At 49.9% G+C, this 14961-nt stretch carries 18 protein-coding genes and 1 tRNA gene; 4 read left to right on the top strand and 15 right to left on the bottom strand.

Annotation, left to right across the window (positions count from 1 at the left end; translation table 11 throughout):
- The first annotated feature begins 37 nt into the window (after positions 1-37).
- The gene (locus KI228_RS08535; protein WP_044256299.1) at positions 38-451 is read left to right on the top strand and encodes a CoA-binding protein; all 414 of its coding nucleotides are present in this window, start codon (positions 38-40) and stop codon (positions 449-451) included.
- 68 nt (positions 452-519) lie between these two features.
- Here the strand turns inward: KI228_RS08535 and hspQ are convergent, their stop codons facing one another.
- Together hspQ and rlmI are read right to left on the bottom strand one after the other, a co-directional pair.
- Positions 520-837: a heat shock protein HspQ gene (hspQ, locus tag KI228_RS08540; protein WP_042319966.1), complete on the bottom strand. Its 318-nt coding sequence runs from the start codon at positions 835-837 to the stop codon at positions 520-522.
- A gap of 57 nt (positions 838-894) precedes the next feature.
- On the bottom strand, positions 895-2085 hold the full coding sequence (gene rlmI / locus KI228_RS08545; RefSeq protein ID WP_044256297.1) for a 23S rRNA (cytosine(1962)-C(5))-methyltransferase RlmI: 1191 nt from the start codon (positions 2083-2085) through the stop codon (positions 895-897).
- A gap of 94 nt (positions 2086-2179) precedes the next feature.
- Here rlmI and yccX point away from each other — a divergent pair, with 94 nt between their 5' ends.
- Complete coding sequence (yccX, locus tag KI228_RS08550; protein ID WP_061070308.1) at positions 2180-2461, top strand: acylphosphatase; 282 nt, start codon at positions 2180-2182, stop codon at positions 2459-2461.
- On the opposite strand, the gene tusE is transcribed toward yccX, so the two are convergent.
- The 3 genes from tusE to yccA all read right to left on the bottom strand — a co-directional run bounded on the left by tusE (position 2458) and on the right by yccA (position 5147).
- Entirely contained in the window at positions 2458-2787 is a 330-nt protein-coding gene (gene tusE / locus KI228_RS08555; RefSeq protein ID WP_043001148.1) for a sulfurtransferase TusE, read from the bottom strand. The two genes, yccX and tusE, sit on opposite strands and share 4 nt — an antisense overlap.
- 105 nt (positions 2788-2892) lie before the next feature.
- A protein-coding gene (locus KI228_RS08560; RefSeq protein WP_141227527.1) for an IS3 family transposase occupies positions 2893-4256 on the bottom strand; the annotation gives its coding sequence in 2 pieces (ribosomal slippage) (positions 2893-3788 and positions 3788-4256; 1365 coding nt in all).
- A 231-nt stretch (positions 4257-4487) separates the two neighbouring features.
- The gene (gene yccA, locus KI228_RS08565; RefSeq protein WP_012905355.1) at positions 4488-5147 is read right to left on the bottom strand and encodes an FtsH protease modulator YccA; all 660 of its coding nucleotides are present in this window, start codon (positions 5145-5147) and stop codon (positions 4488-4490) included.
- A 274-nt stretch (positions 5148-5421) separates the two neighbouring features.
- Here yccA and KI228_RS08570 point away from each other — a divergent pair.
- A tRNA-Ser gene (locus KI228_RS08570) sits at positions 5422-5509 on the top strand.
- 606 nt (positions 5510-6115) lie between these two features.
- Here the strand turns inward: KI228_RS08570 and KI228_RS08575 are convergent.
- The 7 genes from KI228_RS08575 to KI228_RS08595 all read right to left on the bottom strand — a co-directional run bounded on the left by KI228_RS08575 (position 6116) and on the right by KI228_RS08595 (position 9966).
- Positions 6116-6862 (bottom strand): SDR family NAD(P)-dependent oxidoreductase, encoded by a 747-nt coding sequence (locus tag KI228_RS08575; protein WP_061070270.1) that lies wholly within the window; start codon positions 6860-6862, stop codon positions 6116-6118.
- Between the two features lie 70 nt (positions 6863-6932).
- Positions 6933-7622, bottom strand: coding sequence for a helix-turn-helix transcriptional regulator (locus tag KI228_RS08580; RefSeq protein WP_044258130.1), 690 nt, complete (start codon positions 7620-7622; stop codon positions 6933-6935).
- A 373-nt stretch (positions 7623-7995) separates the two neighbouring features.
- Entirely contained in the window at positions 7996-8265 is a 270-nt protein-coding gene (locus tag KI228_RS08585) for a hypothetical protein (protein ID WP_044258129.1), read from the bottom strand.
- Positions 8266-8301: 36 nt separating this feature from the next.
- The gene (locus KI228_RS24475) at positions 8302-8430 is read right to left on the bottom strand and encodes a hypothetical protein (RefSeq protein ID WP_255347751.1); all 129 of its coding nucleotides are present in this window, start codon (positions 8428-8430) and stop codon (positions 8302-8304) included.
- A gap of 433 nt (positions 8431-8863) precedes the next feature.
- Positions 8864-8995 carry a CinA family protein gene (locus tag KI228_RS24480; RefSeq protein ID WP_257791654.1) on the bottom strand — a complete coding sequence of 44 codons (132 nt, stop codon included), beginning with the start codon at positions 8993-8995 and terminating at the stop codon, positions 8864-8866.
- 11 nt (positions 8996-9006) lie between these two features.
- Positions 9007-9453: a DUF421 domain-containing protein gene (locus KI228_RS08590; RefSeq protein WP_043001087.1), complete on the bottom strand. Its 447-nt coding sequence runs from the start codon at positions 9451-9453 to the stop codon at positions 9007-9009.
- A gap of 9 nt (positions 9454-9462) precedes the next feature.
- Positions 9463-9966 carry a hypothetical protein gene (locus tag KI228_RS08595; RefSeq protein ID WP_058587885.1) on the bottom strand — a complete coding sequence of 168 codons (504 nt, stop codon included), beginning with the start codon at positions 9964-9966 and terminating at the stop codon, positions 9463-9465.
- A gap of 140 nt (positions 9967-10106) precedes the next feature.
- Here KI228_RS08595 and KI228_RS08600 point away from each other — a divergent pair, with 140 nt between their 5' ends.
- On the top strand, positions 10107-10499 hold the full coding sequence (locus tag KI228_RS08600) for a YdeI family stress tolerance OB fold protein (RefSeq protein WP_044264009.1): 393 nt from the start codon (positions 10107-10109) through the stop codon (positions 10497-10499).
- A 118-nt stretch (positions 10500-10617) separates the two neighbouring features.
- Here KI228_RS08600 and KI228_RS08605 read toward each other — a convergent pair whose 3' ends face one another.
- From KI228_RS08605 to KI228_RS08615, 3 genes are all read right to left on the bottom strand, one after another.
- Positions 10618-11967, bottom strand: coding sequence for a GntP family permease (locus tag KI228_RS08605; RefSeq protein ID WP_043001084.1), 1350 nt, complete (start codon positions 11965-11967; stop codon positions 10618-10620).
- 94 nt (positions 11968-12061) lie between these two features.
- Positions 12062-14041 carry a xylonate dehydratase YjhG gene (yjhG, locus tag KI228_RS08610; protein WP_141227494.1) on the bottom strand — a complete coding sequence of 660 codons (1980 nt, stop codon included), beginning with the start codon at positions 14039-14041 and terminating at the stop codon, positions 12062-12064.
- Positions 14042-14051: 10 nt separating this feature from the next.
- A complete protein-coding gene (locus tag KI228_RS08615) occupies positions 14052-14957 on the bottom strand; it encodes a dihydrodipicolinate synthase family protein (RefSeq protein WP_043001082.1) in 906 nt (301 codons plus the stop codon).
- Positions 14958-14961 lie beyond the last annotated feature (4 nt).

The raw sequence follows: 14961 nt of genomic DNA on the forward strand, positions 1-14961 counted from the left end.
TTGTCGTACACTTTGCAAAACAGCCTGGAGAATGATGATGAAAGAGACCGATATTGCTGGCATTTTAACCTCGACCCGAACCATTGCATTGGTTGGCGCAAGCGATAAGCCTGACCGTCCAAGCTACCGCGTGATGAAGTATTTACTCGATCAGGGCTATCACGTGATTCCGGTTTCCCCGAAGGTTGCCGGTAAAACCTTGTTAGGGCAGAAGGGCTACGCGACGCTGGCGGACGTGCCGGAAAAAGTGGATATGGTGGATGTGTTCCGTAATTCAGAAGCGGCATGGGGCGTCGCTCAGGAAGCGATTGCGATTGGCGCGAAAACGCTGTGGATGCAATTGGGCGTGATTAATGAGCAGGCTGCGGTGCTGGCGCGCGAAGCGGGATTGATGGTGGTGATGGATCGCTGCCCGGCGATTGAGATCCCACGACTGGGGTTAACGAAGTAAGTCGACGAGTCTGGCGGCCGAAAGAAGACAGGCCCGAGAAGCAATGCGCCATCGGGCCCTGGTAAGGATCAGTTACGCAGGCGAGGGGCCTGCAACTGTTTACGAATGGTCTGAGCAAGCTCATCCATCGAAGGCTGTTCAGGATGCTCGTCCTGCGTTTCGCTGCTTAGCTGCGCTTCGGCAAGATAGGTATGCACTGGACGACCGTCATCATCTTCCATCACCACGTGATACCACGGAGCGGCGCGAAGCTCGTCGTTGACCGCCAACTCATCAGGTGACGGCTCTGCAAGCGAATAGACCGGGTCGATATCCACGACCACTCCGAGATATCCTAACAGGGAATGGCGGACCTGCTGGCCGATACCGAATTTGCTGGCAATCATAGTCACCTCCCGGGAAATCATTACTCTCGATATGAGGGTAAAATTCCACTTTTCAAGTTACATGACGCGACAGGCAAACCCTTTCAGATACAGCCCTTCCGGGTAGGTAGCGATCACGGGATGATCGGCGGCCTGACGGAACTGCTCTATAAATTGTACATCACGCCCTGCATCAATTGCGGCATCGGCGATGATTTTCTGAAATAAATCTGTTGTCATCAGGCCGGAACAGGAGAACGTCAACAGCACGCCGCCCGGATTCAGCAACTGGATCGCCAGCATGTTGATATCCTTGTAACCCCGACATGCCCCCATCAACTGGCTTTTGTTTTCGACAAACTTCGGCGGATCCATCACGATGACATCAAACTTTTCACCACGATCGCGATAGGTTCGTAACAGTTTAAAGACATCGTCACGGACAAATTCTGCCTTGCTGAGATCGAGTTTGTTGAGTTCAACGTTCTGTTTCGCAATATCCAGCGCTTCCTGGGAGGTATCGACGCTGATCACCTGACGGCAACCGCCCATCAGCGCAGAAACAGCAAAACCTCCGGTGTAGGAGAAACAATTGAGCACCCGCTGGTTTTCGACATAACGGCGCGTCGCCAGACGGCTGTCACGCTGATCGAGGTAATAACCGGTTTTGTGACCGCCCTGGATATCCACCAGCAGCTTCATACCGTGCTCTTCAATTGGCAGCAGTGCAGGGGGGATCTCACCGGTGACCGGGCCTTGCGTCAGCTCCATCCCCTCTTTTTTACGTACCGCGACATCGCTACGGTCATAAATCGCACATTCCGGGTAGAGCGCTTGCAGCGCGCTAATCAATGCGGCACGCTGATATTCCGCGCCAGCGCTGAGCAGTTGCAGCACCAGGAAATGACCGAAGCGGTCGATGGTTATGCCCGGCAAGCCGTCGGATTCTCCGGCGATCAAACGATAGCTGTCCAGACCATCTTTTTTCGCCAGCCAGTCGCGCCATTGCTGCGCCTGTTGCAGACGGCGGGTGAAGAAGGCGATATCGACAGACTCGTTCTTGTCGAAGGTCCAGACGCGTGCGCGGATTTGCGACGCCGGGGAAAAGGCGCCACGGGCTAACCATTTACCCTGATGGTCAACAATGTCGATGGTTTCACCGAGGTTGGCTTTACCTTCCATACGGGCAACGGCACCAGAAAAGACCCACGGATGGCGGCGAAGTAATGATTTTTCGCGCCCTTTGGCTAACACTAAACGTACACTCATAATTAACGGTTCTGTCGAATCAAAGAAATGGGCGCCATTGTCCTGAGTTTTACCCGGATTTGCAACGCGCCCGAGGATGTGAAGGAGAATAACAATGTCGAGAGTCTGCATTATCGCGTGGGTTTATGGCCGGGTTCAGGGCGTGGGATTTCGCTATACCACGCAGCAGGAGGCACGGCGTCTGAGCTTAACCGGTTACGCCAGGAACAAGGATGATGGCAGCGTGGAGGTGGTTGCCAGCGGCGAAGCGGAGCAGGTCGACAAATTACTGAAATGGCTCAAGGACGGCGGCCCGCGTTCTGCCCGGGTAGACAGAGTCCTGAGTGAGCCGCACCGTCCTCGAGAGGCGTTTACCGGTTTTAGTATTCGTTATTAAATACACTTCACCGGTTTTGGCAGGCCAGCAATTTTAGTGGCCTGTTTTGCCGGGCCTTTTGGAAACAGACGATACAGATAACGGCTGTTGCCTTTCTCCTCGCCAAACTTATTCGCCATCGCTTTGACTAACATACGAATCGCAGGCGAGGTATTAAACTCCAGATAAAAGTCGCGCACAAAACGCACCACTTCCCAGTGTTCCGGGGAGAGGATAATTCCCTCGTTTTCAGCAATGACCACCGCCATCGGCTCGCTCCACTGCGCGCTATCTTTCAGATAGCCGTCAGCGTCGGTAGCGATTTCTTTACCTTCAAAGATCAACATAATTCTTCACTGCGTTAGACAACCTAGCGGCAGTTTACCAAAAAACAAAGCCCCGCATAAGCGGGGCCGAGAGTGGACTGACCCCATAAATCTGGACAGTTTATATTAAGCGGCCTTCAGAGCCTGGGCCCGGTGCTCTACCGGACTCAGGCCTTTTAGTTTCAGGCTTATCCGCTCGTTGTTGTAGTAACGGATATAATCCTCTATCGCCTTCCTCAGTTCGCTGATATTGCTGAACTGACTCAGGTAAAAACACTCCGATTTCAGCGTCCCGAAGAAGTTTTCCATCACGGCATTATCCAGACAGTTTCCTTTTCGGGACATACTTTGCGTCATGCCCTGCGCCTTTAACTTTGCCTGATAGCCTGCCATCCGATATTGCCAGCCCTGATCTGTGTGCAGCAAGGGGGCGTCGTCTGGTCCGAGCTTTAAGAACGCATCCCGCAGCATGGTATTAACCATCTCCATCACCGGCCTTTCCGACAGGCTGTAGGAGATTATTTCCCGGTTAAAAAGATCGAGTACCGGCGACAGGTACAGCTTTTTACCCTGCAGCGAGAACTCTGTAACATCCGTAACCCATTTTTCATTGGCTTTTGATGCACTGAAGTTCCTGCTCAGGATATTGGGGGCTGCCTTGCCTGTTTCCCCCTTCCATGAGCGGTATTTCTTCGCCCTTATCAGAGACCGGAGCGACAGCTCTGTCATCAGCCGCTGCACGGTTTTATGGTTCACCAGCAGACCCTGCTTTCTCAGCGAAAGCGTGATCCTGCGGTAGCCATAACGGCCTTTGTGCCAGGCGTATATCTCACGGATTTTATCTTTCAGCCCGGCATGCCTGTCCACCTGCTTCAGGGCATTCATATTGTAATACCATGTACTGCGGGACATGCCTGCCGCGCGCAGGAGGTCTCGCAGAGCGTGCTTATGCCTCAGTTCACTGATTATCAGGGCTTGCTGCCGTTTTTTTCGCTCTGAACCAAGGCCTTCAACTTTTTTAGATAGGCATTCTCTGCCCGCAGGTAACGGAGTTCAGCCCGGAGTTCTTCGGGGGAGAGTTTTTCCAGTTCTTTATCTGTAGGGGATGGGGGGATTTTTTGTTTTGTCATTTTTCCAGGCCGCCCGCGTTGAATGTTTAGCAGTCCTTCCGCTCCGGCATCGTTGTACACGCAGACCCAGTGTCGGACAAGCGTTTCTGCAGAGAGATTAAACCGGGCAGCTGCTTCACGCATCGTCAGGTGGTCACGGATAACCGCCCGGACGACGACGAGTTTAAATTCAGCTGAATGATGTTTATTTTTCCCTGACAGCCCTTCCATACCGTGGAGTTGCCACGCCCTGACCCAGCGACGGACGGAAGTTCTTTCAACACCAAAACGGTCGGCTGTACGCTCTTCTCCGTCTTTTCCGGACAAATAATGATTAACCACAGCCAGTTTTGTTTCAGGGGAATATTTTGGCTTTGCCATAAAAAACTGCACCTTACTCAGTTGAGTGTCCAACTTTTGGGGTGCAGTCCAGAGGGATGACAGGGCTCATCACAATACCGGACAAGCAGAGATCACCTTATTAAAAACCTGGAAAATCAATTCATGGATTTTCGGCTGATAACCACAAAGAAGTAAAAACCACGTTTTTTCCTTCTTTGTCAGTAGTCTCAGCCCCGCATAAGCGGGGCCGGGTGTCATGCCGGATTGCCGTTAATCGCGGCTGGCGAAGCCCAAAATGCTGAGCAGGCTGACAAAGATGTTGTACAGCGAAACGTAGAGGCTAACCGTTGCGCGGATGTAGTTGGTTTCACCGCCACGGATGATGTTGCTGGTTTCAAACAGGATTGCGCCTGAAGAAATCAGGATAAACACCGCGCTGATCGCCAGGTGCAGCGCTGGCAGTTGCAGGAAGATGTTAGCAACCATACCAATCAGTACCACCACAATACCGGCCATCAGCATGCCGCCGAGGAAGGACATGTCTTTGCGGGTGGTCAGCACGTAGGCGGAGCAGCAGAAAAACACCAGCGCGGTGCCGCCCAGCGCCATCCCGATCACGTCGCCCATTCCAGCGGACAGGTAAGCGTTCAGAATCGGCCCAAGGATGTAACCGAGGAAACCAGTGAAGGCAAACGCGGAAATAATACCGCTTGGCTTGTTCGCCGTTTTATAGGTCAGGAACATCAGCCCGTACATCCCCACCAGCGTCAGAATCAGACCCGGAGAAGGCAGCATCAGCACGGTGCTGGCGGTGGCGGTGATCGCCGAAAATGCCAGCGTCAGGCTCAGCAGAAAATAGGTATTACGCAGTACTTTGTGCGTGCTAAGTAGCGATGTACGGTCATGTGATGAACTAACAATACGATCCATGAGTCACTCTCTTATGACAGATGTAATTAATGATGGAGGATAATGAAAACACAGACGACGACACAGCGCTTTTACCCATCTTTACTCATTTGATCTAAATCAGGTTTCATCGTGGGTAACAGTGAATAGCTGATAAAGCATGAGTATTGTGCTGAATAAATGGTCAATCTGTTGTTATTTCAGGCTATTAACAACATTTTGACTGTTTTTCAGGCAAACGAACACATTCGGGCTTTACACAGCGCATCGGGATGTTTATAGTGCGCCTCATTCCGGAAGTGTGGCCGAGCGGTTGAAGGCACCGGTCTTGAAAACCGGCGACCCGAAAGGGTTCCAGAGTTCGAATCTCTGCGCTTCCGCCAGATTAAAAAAAGGGGTTACCGAAAGGTAACCCCTTTGTTTTTTTGGCTGTTGGTATAGTGTTGGTATATTCACTTGGTATATTTCCCCATACAGCCAATGAAATCAGTCATCTTTTCTTATCATTGTGCGATCCTGGTGCTCAGGCGAATAACGCTTGCCAACGATTTTTATCGTTTCAACCGCACATCGCTTCTATTTCTGTTTAAACGTCGAGGGTGCGGCCAGTCTGTCCGAATGGAACATGTCCACAGCATGGCGCGAATTTTTTGCCTGTAGAGTGTGTTTATCTCGTGCACGTTAAGCACAATAGCGCTATCAACGGTACCCTGCATCCAGCCTGCGCCGCTATAAACAATAGCCTTGCTCATTATTTCTGCTTCTTGCGCACAACAGACTTAATGATCTTTTATTCTGTTCGCGTTATGCCAGACGCAGATAGGGTTAATGGCACGATGTATGACCAATGGAGAGCAGACAATCCATGCGAATAATGTGTCTATTATTGGCCCTACAACGGAAGCGCGAACGACAGGTGTTCTGTCGCTCCCGTTTAGCCAACCACACAGGTGAGGTAATTATTATCATTTAAAAGGGTTAAGTGAATTTTACTCAGCTAAATAACCACCATCAATGGGATAAACGCCTCCGGTACAAAACGCTGAATTGTCTGATAGCAAAAACAATATGAAGTCTGCTATTTCTTGCATTCTTGCCATCCTTTTCATTGGGTGACTATTTGCGAAACTACGTACGATATTTTCAGGGAATTCACTCATTCGTGGGGTCTGGACATAGCCCGGCGCGACCGCATTGATTCGAATGCCTTGACATGCAAACTCAAGCGCTGCGGTTTGGGTTAAGCCGATTATACCATGCTTAGCCGCGGTATAAGATGCCAACCCAGGAATGCCAACCAGTCCATTTACTGCAGATAAATTAACAATAGAGCCACCAGACTTTATCATCTGAGGTATCTCGTATTTTAAGCAGTAAAAAATGCCGCTCAATGAGGTAGCAATGACCTTATCCCAGTTTTCAACTGTCTGCTCTGTAATATTTTTATCATGCTCTCCTGTTAAGCCTGCATTATTTACAGCATAATCAAGCCTGCCAAAATGTTTGATAACGTCATCTATCATTTTCCGTACTTGTTCAGGCTGCGACACATCACATCCGATCCCTATTGCTTGTTGTCCCTGTGAAGATAACCGTTTCGCTTTTTGTTTAGCCTGCTCTGATGAGCGGGATATAATGACGACCTTCGCACCCTGTTTGTGTAATTGCTCTGCGACGGCTTCACCTATACCTGTAGTACTTCCTGTTATCACAGCTACTTTATTCTGAAAATCCATAATTTCCCCTATGAAGTAGGATTGAGTCTTACTGCTGGGGTAGTATACAAACTCGCTGTGACAGTTTTTGTCAGTACTCTTTCCCCACGCAGATCCCTTCTTTAATTCTCCATTTTTTCAATAAAGTCGTTCTGCTTTCCCTGTACGTGGAATCCAGTTGCACAATCTCTTCGATTTGGTCAGTTCTGAAATGACGAAAATCATTTCTCATCTCACACCATGCAACCAAAAGCCAGCATGATTCCATATATATCAACGCGATGGGCCATATGACCCGAGAAGAGTAAACATCTTTCTTGTCACGATACGTTATGTTGATTCTTTTTTGATTTTTAATAGCACTACGAATGTCTTCGAAAAATAACTCATTCTTTTCTGAAGGGCCGGTCAGATAGGATTGACTCTCAATAAGATTTTTTAATTCACCGGGGATAACGGCATGTATTTTGGCAAGCGCATTCCTTGCGGTGTTTTTGAAATCATAATCCGTATTATGAGAAACCCAATTTAACCCAAGTATAATAGCATTGATTTCTTCATGTGAAAGATTTAAGGGAGGTAAATGAAAGTCAGACCTGATGATATATCCAATTCCTGCGCCTCCTTCAATGGACACGCCCTGGTGTTGTAGCGTTTTAATATCTCTGTAAAGGGAGCGTACACTTATGCCTAATCGATCTGAGAGAGCGGAAGCTGTGATCGGATATCGTTGTGCCCTTAATATCTGTAATAATTCGAGAAGCCTTTCTGTTCTGGTCATGTTGAAAAATCCATCTTGATCCTGGGACTTGATCTTAAAGCACCTGCCGGATAAGCATCTTAATACAAAACAAATGTACCTGCTTAAGTTGAGTGACTCCCCGTTGATTGATATACCCCATATGCTATGCGTCCTTCAGCGGTGATGATGGACATAAACATCTACTCTTTGTTCAAAGTTTTGCCAGCTTGTCCACGCTATGCCATGGGCAGACAGTGCGTACGTCACTACTGCGCCCAGGTTTTCCATTGAGGGGAATAGTGTGCATATCGGAACACCCGCTCCGGGGCAGATTTGTCCCTGGCTGGGGGAGCCCGGAATGCGATCCTCCCGAGAGGATATTCCGCTTATCCTCTGAGGAAGCTGTGGATTATTAAAGCTCGTGTTGGGTAGTCGAGAGTAAATTCAATATTCTCTCCGTAAGTTTATCCTCATAACCTTCCTCTACCGGGTGATTGAACTTTACAAGTGGAGCAGAACTTCTGGTTTGCTCATATGATCTCTCAAGTAAACCAGGTTCACCACTTAGGGTGTTTACCACCGTAGATAAAACGTTAATAGCAACCTTTGATGCGTGCAGATCGAGGCTCAGATCATTAAGGTTTTTCTCGAGGATTTCAATGCGTTCATTTACGTCAGCCATGTAATCTCCTGGGTATCTGGGAATAGAGGATTCAAACTAAATACGTATAACATCAAGGTTATATGAACCCTGGGTGGATAAATATTCAGCCAGAGCAACGATATCGTCCGCCGCGAGTGTATCGATGTTGACATGTTGAGAGCGCTGACAGGTCAGTACTTTCATCAGTCGTTCTCCTGTGGTTGGTCTCCACAACATTGTAAAACCGTCCAGTAACAGCATTTATCAGCGCCAGTCGCTTTGCCTGCGATTTTGTAAAAGCAACGATCGCCGCTTTGGTCATCCATAATATTGAGTAGACATGGGTCTTGAAGGTTGCTTTTTGCTGCCAAAAAGTCGACCACTATCCCGGATAGCTTTCTTCACTACGATCGGGGCAGCGGGACGTGGTTGCTTTTTTCCGACAAGCTCCACAAAGCGTTTTTGTGGGTGTGGACAAGGCGAGCAGGAAAACGCTCTGTCTTTGTCATAATAGCCACCTGTTTTTCATTATATTTATTAGCCATTCATTCACCTCAGTCTATCTTTCTGACAAGCATAAATAAGCGTAGAACAAATTTAATGAATTCGAAGCATCATAAATACAGCCATATCTGCCTCAGCGCAAAGTGCGGTAGCCAGATGTCGATTCAGCTGTGGTCGAGGATAAGCCCTTGGCAATAAACGTCTTCGCCATCTGTTTCGTTAACACGCCAGCGGTTTTCGCCTCGTTATATGCCGAATTTTTCATTGTCTTTTTCCTTAATCCTCATCAGGAATAATTGAAATATGCCCATTACGCTCCAGAATGGCGTATTTAATTTTACCCGGCTCCGTAATGCCCTGGCTCTGCCGGGCAGCCACTAAGATATCGTCGAGAGAGACATCTACCATTTTCATCTTTTCCATTAATGGTTCGCCGTGTTCCAGCAGAATAACCGGTGATCCATCGAGAGCAGATTCAGCCCCATGCATCTGTTTTTTAATGAATCCGAACAATATGTCGATTGTCACCAACGTGACAATGGTGAGCATTGCTCCGGTAACGGAGAAATCATTGCCTAACAATGCCTGCTGTGTGGCTTCGCTAATAATCAACAGCAAAATCAGGTCGAAACTGGTCATTTGTAATAACGCCCGGCGTCCAGCAATCTTAAACACGACCAGTAAAATAAGATATATGGCTAAGGCCCTCAGCACCATTTCCATACAGACCTCCTACGGATAAATAAATTGCCTGAAATCGATTTCAGGGCCGGAGTTTAATTGAATAACACTTTTTGCGCTGCCAGGCTTTACAGGGGTAACGAGTAACCAGATAGAGGTATCTTGCTGATTTTCATGTGTGTTATACACCAGGTACAGATCGTCTCCCTTGCTGTACATGCTGTCAGGTTGAGGCCAGATATTCGCTGTCTCATAAAAAGAATTGAAATCTCCACCAATGCGATAAATATTCTTCCCGGATCGTTGGTCTGTAGCAGAGATTTTTAATTTAAATTCTGTTTGCAATCGACCAAACCGTTCAAAATTTAATGTCACCTCCCCGGTAGTATTCGTTTTCATCGAATCACTGAAATAACCACCAGAAAAAACACCGACTATGGCCAGGGAAATAATACACAGTAAAACAACAAACCCAATCTTATGAAATCTCGCTTCAAAATTCAGAAAACGCTGACTCTCTTCAATGCCGGGGACTTTCATGTTTTCTCTGGGCATCTTTAACCTCACCGTTTCGCTTGTATCCCGTCAGTTATCTGATTCGTAACACTATTACCTTTTAAGACTCTTCCAGTTTGCCAGATTAAGGAATAGCAATCAGACTTAATAAGTCAAGTCGACAATGAGATGAGGGTGAAATGAAATTATCCGTGGCACCATTACTATGTTGTTTTTTAATCCCGACAGTGTTTGCTGACGATAATGGTGGGCTGAAAAAAGATACGGCACCGCCGCCGCCTCACGCCCTGGATGAGGGGTATCGTGGTGTTGAAGATGCGCGAACCATGACGGTTCAACAAGCTAAAACCATGCATGACGGCGCGACCATCTCTCTGCGTGGTAATCTGATTGACGATCTGGGCGATGATAAATTTGTTTTTCGCGATAAAACCGGCAGTATCCATACGCTGATTCCACTCTCTGTCTTTGATGGTCGCACGGTAAAACCCGATCAAATGATCAGTATTAACGGCAGTCTGGACACCAAAACGCAACCGCCTGTGGTTCGCGTTAACAGAATACAAAAGTAACAATACTGCTGCTCGGCCCATTGCTAACGTTTGTAAGCTGTTAACAGTTGTTTTCTGATACCACGTGAAGGGAGGGGCGCCAGTGAATCGACAACGCGATCCACTGGCGAGAGGAGAATTAAAGAACCATGCTGGCGAGCAGGATAAATATCAGTCCGCAGATGGATAACAGCGTTGACATCAGCGTCCAGGACAGCAGCGTCTCTTTGGTTGTCAGGCCGAAGAAGTCTTTAATCATCCAGAAGCTGGCATCGTTGACGTGGGAGCAGATACAGGAACCCGCTCCGGTGGCCAGCGTAATCAACGCCAGGTTAGTGTTGGGATGTACCGCCAGCAGCGGGATAACCAGTCCGGCAGTCGAGATCGCTGCTACGGTGGCAGAACCCAGGCAAATACGCAGGAACGCGGCAACGCCCCAGGCCATCAGAATCGGATTAATATCCATGCCTGAGACCAGAGTAGAAATGTACTGACCCACGCCAGAATCGATGAGCACCTGCTTGAATGCGCCACCACCGCCGATAATCAGCAACAGTCCTGCGATACCGGCAATGGCTTTGCCGCAGGAGTCCATCAGTTCAGGGATTGTCTTTCCGCGACCCAGACCCATGGTATATATCGCGAACAGCAACGAGATCAGCATTGCAATCGTCGAGTTACCTAAGAACAGTAATACGTTATAGAACGTGCCTGACTCCGAGGCGTTTTTAGCATGGGTCATCTGGATAATTGTCACTACCGCCATCAGGATCACCGGCAGCATCGCGGTGAGAAAGCTGATGCCAAAGCCGGGCATTTCGTTTTCGCTGAACCGGCGGGTCGCACCGAGGGAGGCAATATTCCCTTCTTTTTTAAACGCGTCAGGAATAATCCTCTGACAGAATTTGTTCAATATCGGCCCGCAAAGAATAAAGGTCGGAATGCCGACAATAATGCCGTAGATCAGTACCAGTCCCACATCTGCGCCATATTCACGGGCAATAACGGTTGGGCCGGGATGCGGAGGTAAAAAACCGTGCGCGACCAGCAAACCGGAAAGCATGGGCACACACATAAACATCGGCGATATTTTCGCTTCACGGGCGATGGCGAATAAAATAGGCACCAGAAGAATTAAGCCAACTTCGAAAAAGAGTGCGATACCGACGATAAAGGCTGAACAGACTACCGCCCAGTCAAGCCGCTTTTTACCGAAATAATTCAGCATGGTCAGGGCGATTCGCTGTGCGCCACCCGCGTCAGCCAGTAAGCGACCGAGCATCACGCCGAAGCCGAAGATTAAACCAATATGGCCCAGCGTACCGCCAAGGCCGGATTCGACCGACGTGACGACTTTATTCAGATCCATTCCACTGGCAATGGCGACAACAATCGAGACAATAATTAAGGAAACAAACGTATTGAGTTTAATTTTAATGGTTAAAAGCAGGAGTAAAGCAATCCCTGCCACAACGATAATTAGTGGCATAACGTCCTCTCATTGTAGGGTTGCGACCGGTCATAGTCCGACTACACAATGTTTTAATAATGTGTAGCCGGGTTATTTAGCGGTCTGGATATTATTATTTTTGCTTTAAGGTGTTATTCATATAATCGTTCAGGGCCGCACCGATTTTATTCACATCGTAAACACAGCCCGTCCATGTCCCGCCGCTCACTGCCTGAAGCATCGCCCAAAGCCGGGTATCGTCTGGCAGTTCCGGATCAGGAAGTAAATCCTGATGGCTGGGTCTGGCGTTCAATATTGCGGTAGCCTCCTCCCGTGAGGGTAATTTTTCATCGTTACGGGTTCCGAGGAAATTGACTTCGCCCTGAAGTTCGCGGCAATCAATTTTGATTTCAATAATATCCCCGGTGCGTAATTTACTGATTGGCCCTCCGGCGAGGGCTTCCGGTCCCACGTGACCAATGCACGCGCCAGTGGAAACGCCCGAGAAACGCGCATCCGTGATCAGGGAGACATGCTTACCATAAGACAGATGTTTCAGGGCGCTGGTAACCTGGTAGGTTTCTTCCATCCCGGTACCGGAAGGGCCAACGCCGATAATGACCAGAATATCGCCTGCTTTAATTTTGTCGTGCTTGATATCGTAAATTGCTGTTTTCTCGGACAGATAAACCTTCGCCACCCCTTTATGGTAATAGATGCCTTGATCATCAATTACCGAAGGGTCAATGGCGGTGGATTTGATCACCGATCCTTCCGGAGCAATATTGCCAACCGGGAAGGTGATCGTTGAAGTCAGGCCACGCTCCCGTGCGCGTTGCGGTGACATGATCACCTCGTCGGCGTCGATCTGTTCCTGGTCGCGCAGCAGCTGTTTGAATCGCTGCCGCCGCTCGGAGTGTTCCCACCAGTCGAGGTTCTCCTTCAGTGTGCTGCCGGTTACGGTCATCACGTCTTCATGCAGCAATCCAAGACTGCGAAGATGCAACATCACTTCCGGCACACCGCCTGCCATGAATGCATTCACTGTCGGGTGATAAACCGGACCATTCGGGAGCACGCTCACCAGTCGGGGCACACGCTTATTGATGCGGATCCAGTCGTCAACGGTCGGGACATGGCAGCCTGCCTGATGGGCAATCGCCGGGATGTGCAGCAGCAGGTTTGTTGAACCGCCGAACGCTGCATGAACCGTCATCGCATTCTCAATCGCTTTGTCGGTAAGGATTTCCCGGGTAGTGATACCTTTTTTACATAAGTTCAACGCTGCCCGCGCGGATGCTCTGGCGATCTCTTGCCATACCGGCTCACCGGAAGGGGCTAGCGCAGAGTGCGGGATCGCCAGCCCAAGACCTTCGGCCACCACCTGCGATGTCCCGGCGGTACCCAGAAATTGACAGCCGCCGCCAGAGGAGGCACAGGCCTTACAGCCAGCACGACGAGCGTCCTGTAGCGATAACTCGCCATTGGCGAAGCGTGCGCCGATGGTCTGCACTTTGCCGTTATCTTCTCCATCCTTCGCGGGCAGCGTCGCGCCACCAGGCACCAGCACTGTCGGTTTGTCATGCTGCGCGGCGAGGGCCATCATGGTGGCCGGGAGTCCCTTATCACAGCTCGCCACGCCAATAACGGCTTTCGCATCGGGCAAGGAGCGGATCAGGCGGCGCATTACCATTGAGGCGTCATTACGGTATGGCAGTGAATCAAACATGCCCGTTGTACCCTGTGTTCGTCCGTCGCAGGGATCGGAAACATACACGGCATAGGGTAGGGCGCGGTTCGCTTTGATCACCTCTGCTGCCGCTTTCATCTGGATATCCAGCTCGTAGTGACCCTGGTGCAGCGCCAGTGCGATGGGCTTACCGTCTTCCCCGCGTAACCCTCCCAGCGTGCTGAGCAGTAAAATGCCGTCGCGATCCAGCTCATCCGGAGACCAGCCCATTCCGGCATTCATCGTCATCCCGAACAGATCCCCGCTCGGGCGGTTGATGAGCATCTCCGCCGTCAGCGGCAGTTCACCGTCAGGCCCGTCGGCGTGCGTTCTGACGGTGTAGATATCGTGACTCTCGTCAGCAAAAATAGAGCGAACAGACATGATCTTCTCCTCAGAGCGATATAATTCCCTGCGCGACCAGCAGTGCATGGACTTTTTCTTTGGCTTCTTCTGACACATCGAGAATCGGCGGCAAGCAATACGTCTCCACCGGCAATCCCACGCACTGCATGCTGTATTTGATCAGTGAGACAAACGGCGTTTCCAGGGCGTAAATCGCCGGCAGTTGCAGCAGCTTTTGATTCAGGGTAGCGGCAGTTGCCAGATCGCCCTCGCGCCAGGCGTGATAGATACCGACAGAGAGCTCCGGAGCAAAGTTCGCGCTGGCGGATATTGCGCCATCGCCGCCCAGCAGCAGGGTGTTGAGTAAATGGTCGTCGTAGCCGCAGAAGACCGAAAATGACGGGCGCACTGACTTAACGGTGTTAATCATCGTGCGCAGATGGCCGACGCTGTCGATAGTGTCTTTGATTCCGACGATGTTCTCATTTTGCAGCGCCAGACGTTTCACGGTCTCTGGGGTTAAGTCCTGACCGGTCAGATCCGGAAAGTTGTACAGGATCACCGGCAGCGTGACGCTACGGGCGATCTGCTGGTAATAGTCGTCAAGATTGCGTGACGCGACTTTCCAGTAGTAGGGGTTAATCGCGACGACGCCGTCAGCGCCGCAGGCCTGGGCATGTTGTGCCAGTTTGACCGCTTCATCAGTAGAAGGCGAACCGACGCCAATCAGGACCGGAACCCGACCACCGACAACGGCAACGGCTTCTTCGGCGAACGCCATTCGCTGGGCGGTATTCATCTGGCTAAATTCACCCCCGGTGCCAAGGTAAAACAGCCCGTCGACTCCCTTATTGATCAGGAAGTCGGCAACCTGACGCATTGCTGTTTTATCAATGGTCCCGTCACGATGAAACGTGCTGGATACCGGTGGAATAATGCCGCTGAATTTTCTCATTACC

Origin of the sequence: Citrobacter amalonaticus, assembly GCF_018323885.1 — a bacterium.
GTDB classification, from domain to species: Bacteria; Pseudomonadota; Gammaproteobacteria; order Enterobacterales; family Enterobacteriaceae; genus Citrobacter_A; species Citrobacter_A amalonaticus.